The organism is Affinundibacterium macrobrachii, assembly GCF_014652415.1.
Lineage (GTDB): Bacteria > Pseudomonadota > Gammaproteobacteria > Burkholderiales > Burkholderiaceae_D > Undibacterium > Undibacterium macrobrachii.
In genome coordinates this window covers 483,580-504,588 of record NZ_BMYT01000003.1, presented here as the reverse complement: position 1 = coordinate 504,588, position 21,009 = coordinate 483,580, and the positions used below count along the sequence as shown (strand labels likewise).

The following is a 21,009-nucleotide window of genomic DNA, read 5'->3' as shown; positions in this document are numbered from 1 at the left end:
AAGTTAAAATGTGGCGTGATTATACGATGTCAGAGGAGGGCTGCACAAAAACTCAGAAAAAGCAGCAGAGTTTTACTCACCCGAAACCTGCATTTTTCATAGAATCTTGTTACATATCAAAGACTTCCGGTTACGCAAATTGTCGATCTATGGAATTACTTGATCAAGTTAGCCTAAGTCAAAACCCTAATTGTTTCCTTTAGGAATTAATTGAATTATGCGTCTTGTTGATTTTTGATTGTAGTGTTTCGATTGAATGAAAGAAGATGAGATTTATGCATTGTCGCTGGATAGTTTTGTACTTGGTCGGACTGACTTTTTTATTTCTGAGTGCGCAAGCACACGCGCAAAAGTCGCAAGTTGTTGGCTGGATTCCGGTCTACGGCGTTGGAAAATCTATGCAAGCCTTGCAAGAAAATCCCCATATAACGAAAGGACTCACGCGTATAGGACTGCAGTTTTGGAATCCATCTCCAGACGGCAAAAGTGTAGTGTTGGCACCCGTCGATAACAGTGGGCGACGCTTGTTGCCTGCTGATGTGAAAAGAGTTATCGCATGGGCGAAGCGGCATCAAATACAAGTTTTATTAACCGTATATAACAATTCGCAGGTATTAAATCATTGGGACTGGCCTTTAGCACAGCGCGCATTTCGTGATCACCCCAATGAATTTATTGCGTCTTTGATTGTCGTGATGAATGAATATGGCTTAGATGGTGTGGATTTGGACTTGGAAGGTGAGGGTGATTTCGAAGGCGATCGGGCTTCATATGCGAAGTTTGTGCGCAATTTAAGTTCGGCTTTAAAGAAACAGCAGAAATTATTGACGATAGATAGTTTTCATAGTCCTTGTGCGAACGCACCGAATATGGCGTGGTGGGGGGATTGGTTGGGCTATGTTGATGCAATTCACAGTATGGGTTATCAAGATCTCTATGAAGGTAGTACAGCTAGTTTTCGACCCGAAGGCAAACCTGTATGTGAAAATGGTGCTGCAATCTTTCGATACAGTTGGCAATTGGCTTATGGTCAGCGCTTAGGATATCGTACAGATCAAATCGTCATGGGCTTTCCAACCTGGCTAGCGCGATGGGGCGAGGGCGGCTTGGGAACAACGATTAGCGCTCATTTGCAGGAAGTTGAAAATTTGGGAGCTGGTGTCGCATTGTGGGATTTGCAATTAAGTTCAGCAGAGTGGCGAAACCCGCAAACTTGGGCGCAATTGCAAAGACTAAGTTCTCCCAAGTCTAAGGTTAAATAAATACTTACAAATCGCTGGGAGCATATGCCGAAACCTAGCTCAAAATCGAGCTTAGTATTGTCTTGCTGCTGAAAATTTACGCAAAAGTCTTTGACCGACGTCGGCAAGCTATGTATAATTCGCAGTTCCCTTGATTTTTTGTTGGCGATGTCAAAAAAGAGTTTCAGGGAATTCCTATTATTTATTTGATGAGGTTTCACATGTACGCGGTCATAAAAACCGGTGGCAAACAATATAAAGTTGTCGCTGGTGAAAAACTTAAAGTAGAACAGATACCTGCAGACATTGGCTCCGAAATCACCATTGATCAAGTACTCGCTATGGGTGCTGGAGAAACAATTAAGTTTGGTACTCCATTGGTCGCAGGTGCTACGGTGCTGGCTAAGGTAATCGACCACGGTCGTCACGACAAAGTTCGCATTTTCAAAATGCGTCGTCGTAAGCATTACCAAAAGCGCCAAGGTCATCGCCAAAATTACACTGAACTGCAAATCGTTTCTATCAACGGTTAATTTTAACTGTTCATTAACGTAAGCAATTTCACTAGATTTCAAGGAGCTATTAAATGGCACATAAAAAAGGCGGCGGCACCACGCGCAACGGCCGTGACTCAGAGTCAAAACGCTTAGGCGTTAAAGTTTACGGCGGCCAAGCTATCAATGCTGGCGGCATCATCGTTCGTCAACGCGGTACAAAAGTACACGCAGGTGAAGGCGTTGGTATGGGTAAAGATCACACTTTGTACGCTTTGGTAACAGGCAAAGTACAATTTGTAATCAAAGGCGCATTGAAGCGTCAAACAGTGACAGTTGTTGCTGCTTAATTTAAGCTGACAACTTGCTGTAAGCGCAAGCTTAAAAAGAGGCTCTGCCATAGGTAGAGCCTTTTTAGTTTTTAGAGTAGGTAAGGCAAAGAAGCTGATCCCTACTAATTGTAATGATGGTATTAATCATCGATGCTGGTAGTAATCGCTACTAGCTTATTTTGTCTTAGAACATTGTCTATTGCTGCATGCAGAATAAAACAGCACAATAATTCGTTCAGACTCTCAATTCGTAATTCCCCAGTGTTCGGTGTGAAGCGCGTCTGTTTAAAGTAGATGCCACCAAAAGAAAGACTGGGATTCAAGGCTGAAAAGCCCTTTCGTTTAGGCGGCAAAACATGAAATTTATTGACGAAGCAAGAATCGAAGTCATTGCAGGTGATGGCGGCAACGGTGTTGCCTCTTTCTGCCGTGAAAAATTCCGTCCATTTGGCGGTCCTGATGGTGGTGACGGTGGTAAAGGCGGTAGTATTTACGCCGTTGGCGACCGCAACATCAATACACTAGTTGACTTCCGTTACTCTAAATTACACAAAGCCAAAGATGGTGAAAACGGTCGTGGCGCGGATTGCTACGGTAAAGGTGCAGACGATATTCGTTTGCGTATGCCAGTTGGTACCTTGATTGTTGATCGCAATACCGATGAAGTGATTGCTGATATTACTGAGCATGGTCAAGAAGTTTTGTTGGCGCGTGGTGGTGAGGGTGGCTGGGGTAATATCCATTTTAAATCCTCGACGAATCGCGCACCGCGTCAGCGTAGCGATGGTAAAGAAGGTGAACGTCGCGAACTCAAACTTGAATTAAAAGTCTTGGCCGATGTGGGTTTATTGGGCTTGCCGAATGCCGGTAAATCAACTTTCATTACGGCAGTGTCAAATGCACGTCCAAAAATCGCCGATTATCCATTTACCACTTTGCACCCCAACTTAGGTATGGTTCGCGTTAGTCACGAAAAGAGTTTCGTGATCGCGGATATCCCAGGTTTGATCGAAGGAGCTGCGGATGGTGTTGGTCTTGGTGTCCAATTCTTGAAGCATTTGCAGCGCACCGGTTTGCTCTTGCATATTGTCGATTTGGCGCCGTTTGATGAAGGTGCAGATCCGGTCAAAGATGCGAAAGCCTTGATCAAAGAATTGCAGAAATACGATGAAACACTGGCAGACAAACCACGTTGGTTAGTGTTGAACAAACTTGATGTTTTGAGTGAAGACGAACGTAAGAAACGCGTCAAGGATTTCGTCAAGCGTTTCGGTTGGAAAGGCCCTGTGTTCGAAATTTCTGCTTTGAGTCATGAAGGTTGTCAAGCCTTGATCAATGACATCTACGTGCATTTGGAAGAGAAACGTACGGCTGAGCAGCGCTCACAAGAAACCCAAATGAAAGAAGAAGCGCAGGGAATTTTGTCGATCGATCCAGATGATCCACGCTTTAAAGTGATTGATTAATGTCTGCTTATTGTCTGATTAAGCGCATCGAATTTGAAACAAAAAGAGCCGACTTGTTCGGCTCTTTTTGTTTTTAGATCGAAGCATAAGTATGCTTACACACAATTTTCGGAATAAAATTCCGCAGATTAAAATAAATCAGAATAATGTATAATTAAAATCATTTAATTCCGAATGAAAATTAATTTATTATTCTCATGCAATCTCAAGTTCAAAACGCCAAGCGTCTAATTATCAAAGTCGGTTCATCTCTAGTCACGAATGAAGGTCGCGGTCTCGACCGAGTCGCGATTGCCAATTGGGCGCAACAGATTGCTGCTTTGCGTGATCTTGGAAAAGAGGTCGTTCTAGTTAGTTCGGGGGCGATTGCAGAGGGGCGACAACGTTTGGGTTTTGAGACGCGACCTACCGGCGTGCATGAGTTACAGGCTTGTGCTGCTGTCGGTCAGATGGGGCTGGCACAGATCTATGAGACGAGCTTTCGTGCGCATGGCATAGGAACGGCACAAATCTTATTGACCCATGCAGATTTAGCAGATCGTGAGCGCTATTTAAATGCACGTTCAACGCTTACTACCTTGTTGGGACTGGGTATTGTTCCTGTGATTAATGAGAATGATACCGTGGTCACAGATGAGATCAAATTCGGTGATAACGACACTCTCGCTGCACTGGTGGCGAATTTAGTCGAAGCGGATGCCCTCATTATTTTGACCGATCAACGCGGGCTTTATACAGCCGATCCGCGCAAAAATCCTGATGCCGAATTTGTTCATCAGGCGAGCGCTGGTGATGCGGCTCTGGAATTGATGGCAGGTGGTGCTGGAAGCCAAGTTGGTACTGGCGGTATGCTGACAAAAATTATTGCAGCAAAGCGTGCTGCACGTTCTGGTGCGCATACGGTGATTGCGTGGGGGCGAGAGCAAAACGTGTTGGTTCGCTTAGCCAAAGGCGAAGCAATCGGCACGGAATTACGATCCGATATGGCACCATTAGCCGCGCGCAAACAATGGATGATGGATCACTTGCAAACTTCAGGACAATTCATATTGGATGCTGGTGCGGTACTTAAATTGCGCGACGAAGGTAAATCTTTATTGGCGATTGGAGTCTGCGAGGTACGAGGTGAGTTTGGACGTGGTGCTGTGGTCAGTTGCATTGATGAGCAAGGTCGTGTGATTGCGAAAGGCCTGACAAATTACACAAGTGGTGACGCGCGCAGAATTATGCGTCGAGCTTCAGTTGATATCGAAAGTATTTTGGGATTTGTTGAAGAACCTGAGTTGATTCACCGCGACAATCTTGTCGTCATGTAGGCGATTGCTAGATCATTTGAGACTGTTACGTGATTTCCGCCAATGTATTTGTCGTGAATTGTGCGAATCAGACCGATCACACACAATTCACGTTTTAGCTTATTTGCCTTAATCGGTGACTATGTGATTGCCGTGCGGTCACCACGGTATTTATTTTTTCAAGCATTCCGACATAAACTTTTTGCGTTCATCGCCTTTCATACCTTTTGCATCGGCGTTGCAGGTTTTCATTTTATCTTGTTGCGTCGTGAGTTTTTTCTCTTCTACGACAGGCTTTGCGGACAAGCATTCTTTCATAAAAGCTTTGCGTTCATCGCCTTTTTTTCCTGTGGCATCTTTGTTGCAAGTCACCATCTTGGATTGTTGAGCTGTCACGGCTTGCGGCGCAGCATGTGTGAACGCGATTGGGCTCAAGAGAGCGATAACGCAAAGTAGTTTTTTCATGTAAGGCTCCAATAACTAGAAGAATCGATTGATCGAGTTGACGTTAAAAATAGTAAGACTAAGTTGTGACAACTAAATGACAATAGCGGACTGAGATACGAAAGACAATTCGCTTTACTTTATTTTACGTTTGATGATTTGTCTGTCTTTAATCGAATATAAATGGCTTCTACTTCTTGTTGATAGCTGGCGGAATTGCGTACGCTTTTGATGGCATTCCAAATCGCATCAAATCGTTTTGCATCGTTTTGATAACGATGTCTGCTAATCGCTAGATAAAGTGGTAAAGACGCGTAAGTAAGCGGATGAATTTGTAGATTCTTTTTGAACTGTAAATCTTGTTGCACAAGGAATTGGGCTTCGAATCCAGGCAAAATGGCGACTTCCGCTTCACCTGCAGCGAGCAAGCCTAGCCCTTCATGCACGGTGCGGACTTCTCTGATTTTATAGCCCTGTTTGCTCAGTATGTTGCCGATTAAATAGCCACGTTGAACAAGTATGGGTTTATTTACGTGACGGAGGTGTTGGCCATCCCATTTGACGGCAGTATCCCGTCGCAGAAAAATTCGTGTTTGATCAATATGCAGTGCGCTATCAACATCAATTTTGCCGTCAGGTAAACGTGGATATACGCTGAATTGTTGGCGCTCTTCAGAAAATGCGGCGCCAAAGTAACCGTCGAGCACACCGTTACTAACTTCTTCCTGACAACGCTTCCACGGCTTTGCAATAAATTCGAAGCGTTCCCCCAATTTTTCTTCTACACGTTTTAATAATTCTATGGTCAAGCCGCTACCATCTGGTTTAGTCCAAGGGAATTGGACTTCATCTTCAAAGCAAAATTTTAGATGTGTTCGCGCGCCTGACGATGCGTGAACAAAGTTTGATAGCATCAGTACCAAGCTCAGTGATAGAAACTGATAGTAGATCTTCATGTCTTATTTGTCATGAATGAGAATTTTCGAACTTACTTGCAAACGATGTTCGCACAGACGCGGAGACTAAGCAACGATACGTGTTTGCGATGTTGTGATTTGCTTTTTTAAGCTGTCAAAATAATATGTTCGCATTGACTTACTTCTTTACAACAGTTCGCGCTTGTTAGTAGCTTTGTGTTTGGAAGTCATGTAGATTCAGAAAAAAATCACGGTTATAAAAATGCAGCTGAAATGCTTTTCGTGCATATTGTGCCTAAAGTGCTTATTGAATGAATCATTTCTTACGATGCTGATATGAATCATTGGAATACATTTGCTTTTTGCATTCACGGTTGGCGCGAATTTGCTACGTGCTTTGGATTGTTGGTCGTTTGTACGTTTCCGGTACATGCTACAAAATCTGAGCCAGCGCAGTCAGTGACTTATGCTTGGGCGGCGTCTATGGCGCAGGATGAGCGTGGTCAATATCCAATTTCTTTGTTAAAGCTCGCATTATCCAAATCTGGTGTGGCATATGAAGCCAAGCCGAGCAAACATGATATGCCGCAATGGCGTACTTTGCGCCATGTTCAAATGGGGAAAGAGCTTGATGTGGTTTGGACCTTCACCTCTCCAGAGCGTGAACGCGATTTGTTACCGATCCGCATTCCAATTGATCGCGGCCTATTGGGCTGGCGCTTACTTCTAGTGAATAGATCCGATTCAGATTATTTTGCACGATTAGAAAGTGCTGATCAGTTAAAAGCTTTACGCTCTGGGCAAGGGCATGATTGGCCCGATTTTCCGATTTTGCAAGCAAACGGATTTAACGTGACATCGAGCTCAAGTTATCAAGGCCTATTCGCGATGCTTGAGCGAGGTCGCATTCGTTACTTCCCAAGATCGATGACAGAAATTCAAGCGGAGGTCGATGCACATCAAAAGCAAGCATTTGCAATTGCCCCGCGCTGGGTGATTTATTATCCAGCGCCATTGTATTTTTTTGTAAAAAAAGACAATTACGCTCTGGCACAAGCGATTGAACGAGGGCTGACTATCGCCATGAAAGATGGAAGTATGCGGCAGTTATTTGTACGGCATTTTGGGAACATGATTAAACAAGCACAGTTGGATAAGCGTGAAGTGATCACGATAAGAAATCCGCAATTGTCAGAGCAAACGCCGCTACTAAAAACTGAACTGTGGTTCTCACCGGTGCTGGGATTTTAAATGGCAAATTCAGACTCTCTTCATCCAACATCCCACCGCCAACGCAAGTACCTAGGACATAAAATTGTGGTGGCGGTGTTGCTGTACACGCTGATTGTCGCCAGTCTTGTCACGGCAGTGCAAATCTATCGTGCCTATCAATCGGCCTTGGGTAATTTGGAGCAACGATTTACAGAAATCGAAAATAGTTATTTACCCAGTTTAGCGGCTGGCTTGTGGTCCGTAGATATGCCGAGAATCGATACCTTGTTAGACGGTATTGCCAAAATTCCTGATGTCGGTCGTCTGCGTTTGCGTGGCGAACTGAATGATGCATGGGAACGACAACATCCAGAGCATTTGCAAATTCTTTTGGAACGAGATTTCAAAATCGTCTATCGTGAAGGAGACGATGCTTATGAAATTGGGGTTCTACATGTCGAATTAATGGCAAAGGATATTCACGCAAGGATGTGGGAAACTGCGCAAAGTATCGCGATTACGACTTCGGTTAGTTTGTTGATGTCCGCCTTGTTTGTTCTATTTGTTTTTCGGCGCTGGATCGGTCGACACTTAGAAAAAACTGCAAGTTATGTGCAGCAACTTGAATTAAATAATTTGGAACAAGAATTATTTTTAGATCGACCCAAAAGCGATGAACGTGATGAACTCGACTTGGTTGTCTATGCGATTAATTCTATGCGATCGAGAATCTATGACGATATGCGTAAGCGTGACATCTTAGATACCGAACTTGCACTCTACCGCGAACAATTGGAGCAACTAGTAGCGGAGCGCACTGCCGATTTGCAATTGAAAACTAAATTACTGGAACGAAAATCCGAAGAATTAGTTTTACAAAATCGTGAGCTTGATGCTTATGCACATACTGTTGCGCATGATCTGAAACAACCTGTCACCAATTTGATGGGAGCGTCCAATCTGTTGAATGCTGACAATCTGGAATTGTCCGCTGAGAAGAATCGCATGTTATTGATGAGTATTCAGCAATCCTCCATCAAGATGCACACGATTATTGATTCGCTGTTGCTGTTGGCGAGAGTTAGAAAAGATGAGAATCTGATTTTAGAGAAAATAAGTTTAGAACATACCGCACGCGAAGCCTGTCAGCGCATGTCTGCACTTGCTATAGAAAAAGGCGCGCAAATCCGGTTTTCTGGTCATTGGCCACGTGTGATGGCAAACGAACAGTGGACCGAAGAGGTTTGGGTAAATTATCTCTCCAACGCAATTAAGTATGGAGGCGTTCGACCACAAATTGAAATTGGCGTCACAGATTTGGCAAATGGTTTTGTGAAGTGTTGGGTGAAAGATTCTGGTGCTGGGTTGAGCATCGAGCAACAAGAGCAATTATTTAAAACCTTTGTTCAATTTGGGCATAGTTCAGCGGATGGACATGGATTAGGCCTGTCTATCGTGCAGCGCATTGTGTATAAGCTTGGTGGTGAAGTTGGGTATGACACCGCTACACCTAGCGGTAGTGTATTTTGGTTTACCTTGAGATCTGCTTAGTTTTATTTCTGCGAAAACTAGGATTTAGTTTGATAAATGAATTTGCAAAAATTAACGATTTCGGTGTAGCTGCGAGATACTTTGTCTATTAGTATGTTCCTACATGGAAATATTTTTGTTTGCGATTGAAATTTGAATTCGGACAAGATGGACATTAAGTTCATCAGTTTTACCTTCGATACAATTGTCCAATCAGGAGGAATGTATGTTGCAGAATTTGACGATTAAAGCAAAACTAATCATTAGTCTTGTGATACTAAGTTTGGTTGCTTTGCTGATTGGTTTTGAGGGATTTGTTGCGCTCAATCGTAACAACAGCTCGATTAAAACGATCTACGATGATCGTTTGATTGCATTAAGTCAGTTAGACAGTGTAATTCGTTTGATTCAAGGTAATCAGATAGCCATTTCACGCGCAGCGGTTGAATCGCCAGAACAAATTAAACTTACTTTAACCGAGGTGGAAGACAATCGAAATCGTGCCAACAAAGTTTGGGCCGAGTATATGGCGACCTTTCTGACGCCAGAAGAAAAAGCGATGGCACAAGATTTTGAACGTAAGCGAGAAGCGTTTTTGACACAAGTTTTGGAGCCTGCAGTGGCGGCTCTAAAAAATGGTGATAACGAAACAGTGAAACAAATTGTCACTGGTAAGCTTGGTGAGGTATTTCTTCCTGTACGAGAAGTCATGAATAACCTGATTCAATTACAGGCTGAAGTTGCAAAAGCGGAGTATGAGAAATCCCAGAAGGCATTCGCCAATTTCAAGTTGGTAACGATATTCAGTCTTGTACTTGCGCTTGTTATTGCGACTGGTATGGGAATCTGGCTCATGAATAGCATTGTTAGACCGATTCGTGAAGCCGTGTTGGTGGCAGAGACGGTCGCTGCTGGAGATCTAACTAGGAATATTGATGATAGCTCTAATGATGAGTTGGGTAGCTTATTACAAGCTTTGAAAAAAATGAGTGATAGCCTGAGTGTCATTGTGAGTCAGGTGCGCGCTGGAACCGAGACTATCGCCTCAGCCTCAAGCGAAATAGCGGCGGGAAATCTGGAATTGTCTTCGCGTACTGAGCAACAAGCTAGTTCATTGGAAGAAACTGCAGCGTCGATGGAAGAAATAACCTCGACAGTGAAACAAAATGCGGATAACGCTAAGCAAGCAAATGTATTGACAGGCTCTGCTTCTGAAGTCGCGGAGCGTGGCGGTCGGGTTGTTTCTCAGGTGGTGACGACAATGAGTTCGATTAATGAATCGTCCAAGAAAATTGTCGATATTATTAGCGTCATTGATGGCATCGCTTTCCAAACCAATATTTTGGCATTGAATGCCGCGGTAGAAGCTGCACGTGCTGGTGAACAGGGACGAGGCTTTGCCGTAGTCGCTTCGGAAGTGCGTAGTCTGGCGCAGCGTAGTGCTGCGGCGGCGAAAGAAATTAAAGAGCTAATTAATAATTCGGTCGAAAAAGTCGAGGCTGGTTCTTCATTAGTTCATCAGGCTGGCGATACCATGAATGAGGTGGTCGAGAGTGTGAAGCGCGTCAGTGATATTGTTGCTGAAATCACCGCAGCCAGTTCAGAGCAATCGACCGGTATCGATCAAGTCAATCAGGCAGTCATGCAGATGGATACAGTCACGCAGCAAAATGCATCACTCGTTGAAGAGGCAGCGGCAGCGGCAGAAGCGCTACAAAATCAAGCTAGCAAATTAGCAGATCTAGTCAGCATATTTAAAGTCAACTCAAGTAGTACATATCAAAATACCAGCCAATTCGGCGGTCAATTACGTTTGCGCGCCTGATCGGGCTTATTGAGAATTTGAGTCGGACATAGGTAGTGAACCAGCTTATTTGATTGCTGCTGGATAGCTACTTAACTAATATTTAATCGCGCCCATAATCCTTACTATGGGCGCATTTTTTTGAAAACGAGTAAGCGATTGTTTGCTGGCATCTCGATATCTTGTTGCAGGATGAATTGGGTTTGTTTTGCTAGTTCTTGCATATCTGCGATGTCTCTAATTCCGCGATGGGCTGCTTGTAATTTTAAGGCAGCATCAAATTCGCGATTACTGTCACTGGTGAATTGACCCGCGTAATTGAAGGGGCCATAAATAATCAAGAGTCCGCCTTCAGTAAGAATCTTACTCACCCCTGCAAACATACACTGCACTTCGTGCCAGTGCATGATATGACAGGTATTCGCGGTGAACACTGCATCGACAATTTGCGCGGGCCAATTCTCGCTTCCAACATCTAGCGAGATTGGTGTAAGAACTCTGTCATTAGCCGCGTCATTTATCCACGCTTGAATGCTAGCGTGGTTCTTTTCGCGATCGCTGGTTTGCCAAACTAGATGTGGTAAGTGATGGCTAAAATAAACCGCATGCTGACCAGTTCCGCTACCAATTTCTAATACTTTGTTGGCTTGATCTAAATAAGTTTTAAGCTGTGAAAGAATAGGCTCTTGGTTTCTTTCACAAGCTGGAGAAAATAGTTTAATGGCTTGCATAGCTGAGTAGAGAAATGTGCAGTGATGTTGAAATGCGTTTTTTTAATTGAATTGATCTAATAAGCAAGTCCAGTTTAGTCGCACTAAAATCGTGCAAAGCCGCGTGGACAAACCACTTTAGGCAGGATAGCAAAATCAGTTACGCATTATGTTGTATCTAGGTGGACTTAAATTGACTTCGGTTTTTCTTGGTGTCATGATGAATTGAGCTTGTTTTGCTAGCCGCTTCATTTCTTCGTTTGCACTTTGTGTTTATTTTCCGTTCGGAGGTTTCCAATGCAGCACACTATACCCAAAAAATCGATACTCGCGCTTGCCATTACTTCATTATTTGGAGCTGCGTTTGGATATTCATCATCGGCGCATGCACAAGCAACAGCTGCGCAGGTTCAGGATGAAAAGCCAACATCGGTGATTGTGACTGGTACGCGTATGCAAAATCGTTCTGCGACCAATACTTCTGCGCCAGTCGATGTGATCTCTGCCGAGTCCCTGCAAAATTTAGGTGTGAGTGAAATCAATCAAGCGTTATCAGTTGCCTTGCCTTCGCTTAATTTTCCTCGACCAGGTTTAACTGATGGCACTGATACGATACGTCCGGCGACTTTACGTGGATTGGGGCCGGATCAAACCTTGGTATTGGTAAATTCAAAGCGTCGTCATGCATCTTCCTTAGTCAATGTAAATGGTACGGTGGGTCGTGGTACTGCTGCTGTGGATTTAAATACGATTCCGAGTGCGATCGTGAAGAACATCGAAGTATTGCGTGATGGTGCATCGGCGCAATATGGATCCGACGCGTTATCCGGTGTTATTAACTTGCGTTTGCGTGAGAATCGCGACGGTGGTGAAGTCACAGCGAGTTATGGGCAACGAATTACGGAATACGATTTTATCCCTGGCACCACTCCAACCGGTGCCACGTGGAGTGCTCCAGGTACGACGCGTAGTCGCAATGACGGCAATACCGCGACTATGAGTATTTGGAAAGGCTTGTCATTTGGCGAAACTGGCTACGTGACAGTCGCTGCAGAATTAAAAGATCAAAAGTATACAGACCGTGGCGGTTGGGATTTTCGTCAACAATACCCGTTGGTGAACGGTGCATTTGATCCGCGTGAAAAAGACGCCAATCGATTTAATGCTTGGTATGGTGAACCTGAGTTGAAACAATCGACCGTGTTTGTCAACGCCGGACAGATGTTGGAAGGTGGCGCCAAGCTGTATGCATGGTCAAGTTATCAAAGACGCGATGCTTTATCTGCGGGATTCTTTCGCCGTGCTTTGCAAGACCAAAATATCATTTCTGTTTATCCCAACGGATTTTTGCCCAAGATTGCACCACAAGTTGATGACTACAGTGCGACTGCTGGTATCAGTTGGACCGCAGGACTATGGGACATGGATGCGTCATTAGGCTATGGCAAGAATAAGATGCAGTTTACGATCAAAGATACGATCAACCGATCAATTGGTCCAACTAGTAAAAAGCAATTCGAGGCCGGTGGTTTTTCTTATGATCAGTTAGTGCTTAATTTGTCAGCGGTGAGAAGTTTTAGCTTGCCAGATTTTTCTTCGCCTATCAGTTTTGCGACCGGATTTGAAGCGCGTAGAGAAGGCTATAGCTTATTTGCCGGTGAGCCAGATTCATATCGTTTCGGTGGCGAGAAGCTGGCTAATGGCAGTCCAACAGCTCCGGGAGCACAGGTTTTTCCTGGCTTCACCCCAGCAAATGCTTCCGATAATAATCGTAGTGCGGTTGGTGCATATATTGATGTCGAAACCAACTTAAACAAAGAATGGCAAGCGTCGGCTGCAATTCGTGCAGAGCATTATTCTGATTTTGGAAATAATGTGACGGGTAAGATTGCAACTCGCTACGACTTTAGCAAACAGTTTGGCTTGCGTGGTTCGATACAAAATGGCTTCCGTGCGCCATCGCCACAGCAACAGTTTTTCACTTCGACGGCAACCAATTTTATTAACGGCGTACCGTTTGAAATCACTACCTTCAAGCCTAGCGATCCGGCGGCGATTGCACTGGGTGCCAAACCATTGGATGCGGAGAAATCATTTAATCAATCTTTAGGTGCCGTATTTAGTTTTGGAAAATTAGGTGTCACGGTTGATGCCTATCGCATTGAAATTAGTAATCGCATCGTTTTGTCCGAGAACTTAACCGCTGCCAATGTGCGTAATTATTTGACTGCACAAGGCTTTATTGGCATTGGTGGTGGACGCTTCTTTATCAATGGTGTGGATACGAAAACACAGGGTTTAGATATTGTGTCGAATTGGCCGATGATGACCGAATCGTCCGGCCGTTTTGATTTTACTCTGGCGGGTAATTTTACAAAAACCGAAGTAACCAAAGTGCCAAAGACAGCACAATTATCGGCATTGTCGCCTTCTCCAGTTTTGTTTGATCGCGTGAATGTCTTGATCTTTGAGCGCGGACAACCGCGCAATAAAATCAATGCGAGCGTCGATTGGAAGTTGGCAGACTATGCCGCGACTTTCCGCGCAACGCGTTATGGTGAAGTGTTAGATCCAGGCACCACAGCAGCCTTGGATCAAGTCTTGTCAGCAAAAACATTGGTTGATGTGGAGTTTCGCTACAACTTTACTAAACGTTTGAAATTAGCGCTTGGTGCAGATAATGTATTTGATACCTATAGCGATCCACGTATGCCAGCTTTGAATACAGCGGGTGCGACTTCATTCTCTAACTTCTCTCCATTTGGACGCTCGGGGCGCTTTGTGTATGCGCGTTTGAGTTATAGCTTGTAGCTTTTAACTGAATGTGCATTAGTTAGGCTCAGTAACTGGAGCAATAAAAAACGCTTATCGATGAAGATTGATAAGCGTTTTTTTATAAGCACTTGTAATGATTTTTTGTTGCTGGTTTTTATCGTTGAAATTGATAAGTCTCAGACCAAACCAATTTTCCCTCGCGTACTTTACGAATTTCTGCACGCATACTGTTCGTGGTGAGTTTTGTGTAGGTGAGTGTCGTACCAATTTCGCCACCAATACCTTCACAACGTAATTCTGTGGTGTCGGCGTGGACCACCTTTAATCGTAACGGTTCATCCTTGCCGCGTGTGGCTTTCTCTATTGCTGGACCGAAGAAACGTAAGCGTACTATCCAGTCCTGGTCTTGTTTTTCAATAAAAAGTAATTCCACCGCTTTGCTTTTATCCGCCTCGATTGTGCGGGAAATGCCCATCAATGATTGGCCTTGTAATGCCCAATGTTCATCGATAATTTGTTTTTCTGTGACGGCAGTCCAGCTACCAAGCATCCAAGTTAAGTCTCGGATTTCTACCCTAGATTGAGCTTCGCTAACTGAGTTGATTGCTTGTGGTGCTGGCTGAGCTATGCTGAAGATAGGCAACAGGCTTAAGTGTATTGCGAGGATACTAGTGCGCCAGTGTTTTTTCATGTGATATCTCCATCAGGGTTTGATACAAGTAAAAAACGCTGACACACTTTTTTATTTGCTTCGGGTGCGCCAATTTTTTCGTGTGTATTCGTGCAACTAGCTGCGCAAAATATGCATAGGCGCGGATAAAATTTGATCGCCACTTTTTGCGAAATACCACATGATTGCTACTAGTGCTGCAACTGTCACGAAGTACCAAATGCTGGAAAAGATTTGTCCATAACGATCTAAAGGTAAGAGGTGGCTTTGATGGCGTAATTTCCACTCCATCGCAATTTCTATCGTGCCTATCAACATAAAGAATGCTAAGAAGCTTAAGCCTAAAGTGTAGCTACCAAAAATACCGATGATCGAGCCAAGCACCAATGCCACTAAACCAAATTTACCATTCACCGAGAAGCCTATGCTTTTTAGAATATGCCCACCGTCTAGAGGCAAGATTGGTAGTAGATTAATTAGATTAATCAGCGCATTAAAATTGGCTAAGCCAGCAAAGAAAATATTCCCAGTGATCCAATACACCAGCATCAGCACCAATGACAATAGCAAGCCGAACACGGGTCCCATAATTGAGATCGTCACATCTTGCCAACGCGTATTAATTTTATCGTCGGATAATGCCAAGCCTCCTAAAAACGGAATGATATAAATACCCTTGGTTTTCATACCAAAATATTTCATCGCACGAATGTGACCATATTCATGCACCATCAAACAGGCGATTAAAGCGATCGCGAATTGAAACGAAAATAGCCAAGAATAGGCGGCCAAACTTGCTCCCGCCAATAACACCTTTATGATCTTTGCACTTTTGAGTAATTTGAAACCGAGCGAAAGTATTCCAAGCAAGCTCATTTTTTGTGGCGTGCTCACTGGCACAGCAGGTACTTGGCGTTCAATATCGCGCGTGGTTCTTTTCCCTTCGGTGATCAGCTCATTGTTGATCAGCAGGCGATAGTCGATCGAAAAAGGTTGCCAATGCAGATTGCTTTCTAGTCGAATCAGGAAAGTCTGTTCTAGTGCGGTTTGTGCGGACTCGGTGTTTTCTGTGGCGGCATTCGCCGCTGTCGGCGTGACGCGAATTTCAAATTCATGCGCCGATAAACCTTCGTTGTCAGCGCTGGCATTTTTTTGCGAGACCAAATTATTGTCCCAGAATAATTGCTGCCAGCCAGCTAAGGAGCCTTCTAGTCTGAGTGCCTTGCCCAAACAATCAATATTGAGTAGTTCCAATTTGCATCCATCTTAAATTCAATCAATAAACGCGAATTCTATTAGAAAATGCTGATACTTTCTGGATTTTCTTTGGCATTTAAGTTGAAAGTCAACGGACGTTAGCTCGTTGCGGGAGACTTGTGATTTGCTGCGTTGAGTCGAGCAAAGATGATTTTATTCATCTTTGCTCGACTCAAGATAACGAGGGATTTCAGAATTGTTGCGCGCTCATTGCTGCAGTGATTTCTTGATGCCCTTGGGCTATTCCGTTGGCAGGAATACTTTGTCCTGCAGGGTCGGTTACCTCTGACAAGCGTGCCAATAAAGCCTCCTCCACATTCTCATCACGTCCCAAATAAACGCCTTTGGTTAAGCTGATATGCGCAGCCTCAAAACTACCTGCGCCCGCGCACAAGATGGTGCGATTAGGTGCATCTTGTGCTGCGAGTACCAACATCGCTGGCACCACATCGCTAGCTTGAATCGCATTCAGCATAGCTTCTGGATACAGGCCATTGGTCATGCGGGTCGCTGCGGTTGGTGCTAAGGCATTGACGCGAATGTCATGTTTAGCACCTTCGATAGACAGAGTTTGCATCAGACCAACCAAGCCCAATTTGGCCGCGCTGTAATTCGATTGTCCAAAATTGCCGTAGAGACCAGAAGACGATGTCGTCATCATAATGCGACCATAGTTTTGCGCCGTCATGATGGGCCAAACCGCTTTACAACAATTCACGCTGCCCATCAGATGGACTTCGATCACCAGACGGAAATCATCGAGTTCCATTTTCCCAAAGGATTTGTCGCGCAAGATGCCGGCATTATTGATCAAGATGTCGATGCGCCCCCATTTATCCATGGTCTCTTGCACCATCGCTAGTACTGCAGCGAAGTCAGTGACAGATGCGCTGTTGGCAATCGCTTCACCGCCAGCTGCGATAATTTCATCGACCACCGCTTGCGCCGCGCTTGCCGAGCCGCCAGATCCATCACGCGCACCACCAAGATCATTCACGACGACTTTCGCACCGCGTTTGGCCAATGCCAAAGCATGTTCACGACCAAGGCCACCACCAGCGCCTGTGACTATCGCAACGCGACCAGAAAAATCTAAGCTCATGCGCACTCCTGTTTTAAGATGAGTTTGTTAATGTTGGATCAAATGATTGTAATGCAGTTTCAGTATCTAGCTTTTTTGTCGGGACGGATTGGTCAAAAGCAAAATAGTGACTGGTCACCACTTATTTGATTGCCCCGACAACGGAGGCGATACGATAACTGAAATTGAGAGGAAAGAGGTCGCAAATTTCTCGAAGAATTCGTCTAGCTGACATGCATCAATCCTTAAACCCGCAAAAACTCTTCTCGATGCCCCATCCAGCGCTGCAAATGTGCCTCGACAGTCGGCATATCATTGGCCAGCAGTTGCACCGCGAGGTTGCGGGCTTTTTCGACGAGATATTGGTCTTTTTCTAAATTCGCAAAACGCAGTAATGCTTCGCCCGATTGTCGCGCACCGAGAAATTCGCCCGGGCCGCGCAATTCTAAATCCTTACGCGCAATTTCAAAGCCATCCGTACTTTCGCGCATGGTCAGTAATCTTTGTTTGGCAGTGTGACCAAGGGGGCCCTGGTATAGCAAAAGACAAACACTGGCAGCTGCGCCACGACCCACTCGTCCGCGTAATTGATGTAATTGGGATAGCCCGAAACGCTCCGCATGCTCGATCACCATCAAACTCGCATTTGGCACATCGACGCCGACTTCGATCACGGTGGTCGCGACCAGCACTTGCACTTCATTACGGGTGAAGGCATCCATCACGATTTGCTTTTCCGCAGGCTTGAGTTTGCCGTGCACTAAACCGACACGGCAGTCGGGTAAGGCAGCGCTCAGCATCGCATGGGTATCTGTCGCCGTTTGCAGTTGTAGCGCTTCGGATTCTTCTATCAGCGGACAAACCCAATACACTTGCTTGCCTTCTTGCACGGCGGCATGAACGCGTTCTATCACTTCCTCACGACGATTTTGATCGACCACGCGCGTGACGATAGGCGTGCGTCCCGGTGGTAATTCATCAATCACCGACACTTCTAGATCGGCGTAGTAGGTCATTGCCAGCGTGCGCGGAATTGGCGTGGCTGACATCATCAATTGATGCGGCGTCTTACCTGCTTCAGCTTTATTCCGTAGCGTCAGCCTTTGCGTTACGCCGAAGCGATGTTGCTCATCGACGATGACTAAACCGAGTTTGGCAAATTGCACGGTGTCTTGAATCAGCGCATGGGTGCCGATCACCAATTGCGCTTCGCCAGAGGCGATCAGGGCGTTTGCTTGCTCTTTTTCTTTCTTTTTTAAACTACCTGTCAACCATGCGGTTTTGATCCCTAAGGGTTCTAACCAACCCGCTACTTTACGAAAATGTTGTTCCGCCAAGATCTCGGTCGGTGCCATTAAAGCAGCTTGATAACCGCTGTCGATTGCTTGCGTCGCAGCGAGTGCGGCGACGATGGTTTTGCCGCTACCTACATCACCTTGCAATAAGCGTTGCATAGGAAAAGCTTGTTTTAGATCAGCGCGAATTTCTTCCAGTACGCGTTCTTGCGCGCCGGTAAGTTTGAAAGGTAAGGTCGCTAAAAAAGCCTGTGTTAACGCGCCGACGATGGGCAATGCTGTCGCGCCTTGCGATCTGCGCGAGGCTTGTGCGCGTTTGAGAGAGAGTTGTTGTGCTAACAGCTCGTCAAATTTCATGCGCTCCCAAGCCGGATGCTCGTGTTCCAGTAGCGCATATTGATCGACATCGGGTGGTGGGTTGTGCAGTAACTTCACTGCGGATTTAAAGTCTTGCAAACCGAGTTGTTGCAGTAAAGTAGGGGAGAGCGTGTCGTACCATTGCACTTTGTTGAGCGCGCTGGTGATGGCTTTGCGCAGCATGGTTTGCGAAACACCATCGCCCGCGTGATAAACAGGTGTCAGCGCAGTGGGGAGCGCAGCACCTTCATTCACCATCTTATACGTCGGATGCACCATTTCGGCACCAAAGAAGCCATGTCGTAATTCGCCTCGCGCCCGTACCCGCATGCCGACTGCCATCTGCTTTATTTGACTACCGTAGAAGTTCAAAAAGCGTAAAACCACTTGCCCAGTATTGTCGCTAATCGTGACGACTAATTGGCGGCGTGGGCGATATTGAATATCACATTCCGTCACCTCACCCTCGACTTGCACCGAACTACCACCGCGAAAACCAGCATCGCGCATGGAGACAATTTCCGTCTCATCTTCGTAACGCATGGGTAAGTGCAAGACAAAATCCATGTCAGAACGCAGACCTAGCTTGGCAAATTTCTCTTCCAAGCGCACAGGTTTGGCAGGTGCAGTTTTTTTTTTGCTGGCAGGCTGAATAGGTGTGCTTGCTGACATAGGGTAAAATGGCGGGTTGGTCTGAAACGAAATGGTGTTGATTCTACTGGTTTTTTGTACAGTGGTGGAGCTTTTTCGTAGGGCAGATGACGTTCCCTCTCCCGCAAGCGGAAGAGGGCTAGGGTGAGGGTGATTCAGAAACTGCATGGCGTCTAGTTACACATAATGTAGAAATGCTGAGAGAGCATTCTTCCAATTTGGCGCGACGCGTACTCAATCACCCTCATCCCCGCCCCTTCTCCCGCTTGCGGGAGAAGGGCGTTTGAATGACGATTGGATGATTGTCGACAATTTGTATTTGGTCGAAGTGTAGGCGCGCTGTAGATGAACTCATGCAGCAAACATTGCGAACAATAAGTAGTTTTTATTTTGGTGTAATTATGTACTCACTCAGTGATTTTGATTTTGAACTTCCACCCGAGTTGATCGCGCAAACAGCTTTGCCGGATCGTACCGCCTCGCGCCTGTTGCACGTGAGTGACACAGGCATCGTTGATCGTCAATTTGCCGACATCGTGGAGCAACTCAATGCAGGCGATTTATTGGTATTCAACGATACTCGCGTCTTGAAAGCACGTTTTTTTGGTGCGAAAGAAACCGGTGGCAAAGTGGAGATGTTGGTTGAACGCGTGATCAAGAACAATGCAGACGAACACATTGTGCACGTCCAATTACGTGCCTCAAAATCTCCACTGGCTGGCAGCAAGATACGCTTGGCGGATGCGTTTGATGTCACGGTTGGTGAACGCGCTGGTGAATTTTTTACGCTGCATTTTCCAGGTGATGTGTTTGAGCTCATCGAGAAATATGGTCGCCTGCCATTGCCGCCGTATATCAATCACGAAGCCGATGATTTTGATGAACATCGTTATCAAACCGTGTATTCACGAGTACCAGGCGCGGTCGCTGCACCGACTGCCGGCTTGCATTTTGACGAAGCACTTTTGGAAAAATGTAAAGCCAAAGGCATACAACTCGCTTTTGTCACCTTGCATGTAGGCGCAGGCACTTTCCAACCTGTGCGCACCGAAGACTTGAGCAAACATGACATGCATAGCGAGTGGTACACGGTACCAGAAGAGACAGTCGCGGCAGTGCGTGCGACCAAAGCAGCGGGTAAGAACGTGATCTGCGTTGGTACTACGAGTATGCGAGCGATAGAATCGGCTTCACAAACTGGTGAATTGGTAGAGGGTAGTGGTGACACGCGTCTCTTCATTACGCCAGGATATGTCTTCAAAACAGTAGATCGTTTGATTACGAATTTCCATTTACCAAAATCAACATTAATGATGCTAGTCTCAGCATTTGCAGGCTACGATGCGATACGCGAAGCCTACGCGCATGCCATCGCGCAGAAGTATCGTTTCTTTAGTTATGGTGATGCGATGTTATTAACCAATCGCTCAGGTGCACACCAATAAATCTAATCTCAGGGCGCATCACTGCGTTGCTAA

The 21,009-nt window shown here is 45.4% G+C and carries 17 protein-coding genes; 10 read left to right on the top strand and 7 right to left on the bottom strand.

The window, feature by feature from the left end; translation table 11 throughout:
* Positions 1-266 precede the first annotated feature (266 nt).
* From IE103_RS11035 to proB, 5 genes are all read left to right on the top strand, one after another.
* Positions 267-1,262, top strand: a complete 996-nt coding sequence (locus IE103_RS11035) for a glycosyl hydrolase family 18 protein (protein ID WP_189346157.1) — start codon at positions 267-269, stop codon at positions 1,260-1,262.
* Between the two features lie 200 nt (positions 1,263-1,462).
* Positions 1,463-1,774 (top strand): 50S ribosomal protein L21, encoded by a 312-nt coding sequence (rplU, locus tag IE103_RS11030; protein ID WP_189346156.1) that lies wholly within the window; start codon positions 1,463-1,465, stop codon positions 1,772-1,774.
* 53 nt (positions 1,775-1,827) lie between these two features.
* Positions 1,828-2,085, top strand: coding sequence for a 50S ribosomal protein L27 (gene rpmA / locus IE103_RS11025; RefSeq protein ID WP_189346155.1), 258 nt, complete (start codon positions 1,828-1,830; stop codon positions 2,083-2,085).
* A gap of 338 nt (positions 2,086-2,423) precedes the next feature.
* Positions 2,424-3,533, top strand: coding sequence for an Obg family GTPase CgtA (gene cgtA / locus IE103_RS11020; RefSeq protein ID WP_189346154.1), 1,110 nt, complete (start codon positions 2,424-2,426; stop codon positions 3,531-3,533).
* A gap of 197 nt (positions 3,534-3,730) precedes the next feature.
* Complete coding sequence (proB, locus tag IE103_RS11015) at positions 3,731-4,849, top strand: glutamate 5-kinase (RefSeq protein ID WP_189346153.1); 1,119 nt, start codon at positions 3,731-3,733, stop codon at positions 4,847-4,849.
* A 150-nt stretch (positions 4,850-4,999) separates the two neighbouring features.
* Here the strand turns inward: proB and IE103_RS11010 are convergent, their stop codons facing one another.
* Entirely contained in the window at positions 5,000-5,293 is a 294-nt protein-coding gene (locus IE103_RS11010) for a PsiF family protein (protein WP_189346152.1), read from the bottom strand.
* A 119-nt stretch (positions 5,294-5,412) separates the two neighbouring features.
* On the bottom strand, positions 5,413-6,228 hold the full coding sequence (locus IE103_RS11005) for a substrate-binding periplasmic protein (RefSeq protein ID WP_189346151.1): 816 nt from the start codon (positions 6,226-6,228) through the stop codon (positions 5,413-5,415).
* A 297-nt stretch (positions 6,229-6,525) separates the two neighbouring features.
* Here IE103_RS11005 and IE103_RS11000 point away from each other — a divergent pair, with 297 nt between their 5' ends.
* The 3 genes from IE103_RS11000 (at position 6,526) to IE103_RS18600 (ending at position 10,756) form a co-directional block, all read left to right on the top strand.
* Positions 6,526-7,440 carry a substrate-binding periplasmic protein gene (locus IE103_RS11000; protein WP_189346150.1) on the top strand — a complete coding sequence of 305 codons (915 nt, stop codon included), beginning with the start codon at positions 6,526-6,528 and terminating at the stop codon, positions 7,438-7,440.
* Positions 7,441-8,952, top strand: a complete 1,512-nt coding sequence (locus IE103_RS10995) for a sensor histidine kinase (protein ID WP_189346149.1) — start codon at positions 7,441-7,443, stop codon at positions 8,950-8,952.
* Between the two features lie 205 nt (positions 8,953-9,157).
* Entirely contained in the window at positions 9,158-10,756 is a 1,599-nt protein-coding gene (locus IE103_RS18600; RefSeq protein WP_189346148.1) for a methyl-accepting chemotaxis protein, read from the top strand.
* 104 nt (positions 10,757-10,860) lie between these two features.
* Here IE103_RS18600 and IE103_RS10985 read toward each other — a convergent pair whose 3' ends face one another.
* Positions 10,861-11,466 (bottom strand): DUF938 domain-containing protein, encoded by a 606-nt coding sequence (locus IE103_RS10985; protein ID WP_189346147.1) that lies wholly within the window; start codon positions 11,464-11,466, stop codon positions 10,861-10,863.
* Positions 11,467-11,742: 276 nt separating this feature from the next.
* Here IE103_RS10985 and IE103_RS10980 point away from each other — a divergent pair, with 276 nt between their 5' ends.
* Positions 11,743-14,256, top strand: a complete 2,514-nt coding sequence (locus IE103_RS10980; RefSeq protein ID WP_189346146.1) for a TonB-dependent receptor plug domain-containing protein — start codon at positions 11,743-11,745, stop codon at positions 14,254-14,256.
* A 118-nt stretch (positions 14,257-14,374) separates the two neighbouring features.
* Here IE103_RS10980 and IE103_RS10975 read toward each other — a convergent pair whose 3' ends face one another.
* The 4 genes from IE103_RS10975 to recG form a co-directional block, all read right to left on the bottom strand.
* Positions 14,375-14,911 carry a DUF6265 family protein gene (locus IE103_RS10975; protein ID WP_189346145.1) on the bottom strand — a complete coding sequence of 179 codons (537 nt, stop codon included), beginning with the start codon at positions 14,909-14,911 and terminating at the stop codon, positions 14,375-14,377.
* 96 nt (positions 14,912-15,007) lie between these two features.
* Positions 15,008-16,144 (bottom strand): site-2 protease family protein, encoded by a 1,137-nt coding sequence (locus IE103_RS10970; protein ID WP_189346144.1) that lies wholly within the window; start codon positions 16,142-16,144, stop codon positions 15,008-15,010.
* 193 nt (positions 16,145-16,337) lie between these two features.
* On the bottom strand, positions 16,338-17,249 hold the full coding sequence (locus IE103_RS10965; protein WP_189346143.1) for an SDR family NAD(P)-dependent oxidoreductase: 912 nt from the start codon (positions 17,247-17,249) through the stop codon (positions 16,338-16,340).
* A gap of 224 nt (positions 17,250-17,473) precedes the next feature.
* Complete coding sequence (recG, locus tag IE103_RS10960) at positions 17,474-19,552, bottom strand: ATP-dependent DNA helicase RecG (RefSeq protein ID WP_189346142.1); 2,079 nt, start codon at positions 19,550-19,552, stop codon at positions 17,474-17,476.
* Between the two features lie 380 nt (positions 19,553-19,932).
* Between recG and queA the strand changes: the two genes are divergently transcribed.
* Complete coding sequence (queA, locus tag IE103_RS10955) at positions 19,933-20,976, top strand: tRNA preQ1(34) S-adenosylmethionine ribosyltransferase-isomerase QueA (protein WP_189346141.1); 1,044 nt, start codon at positions 19,933-19,935, stop codon at positions 20,974-20,976.
* Positions 20,977-21,009 lie beyond the last annotated feature (33 nt).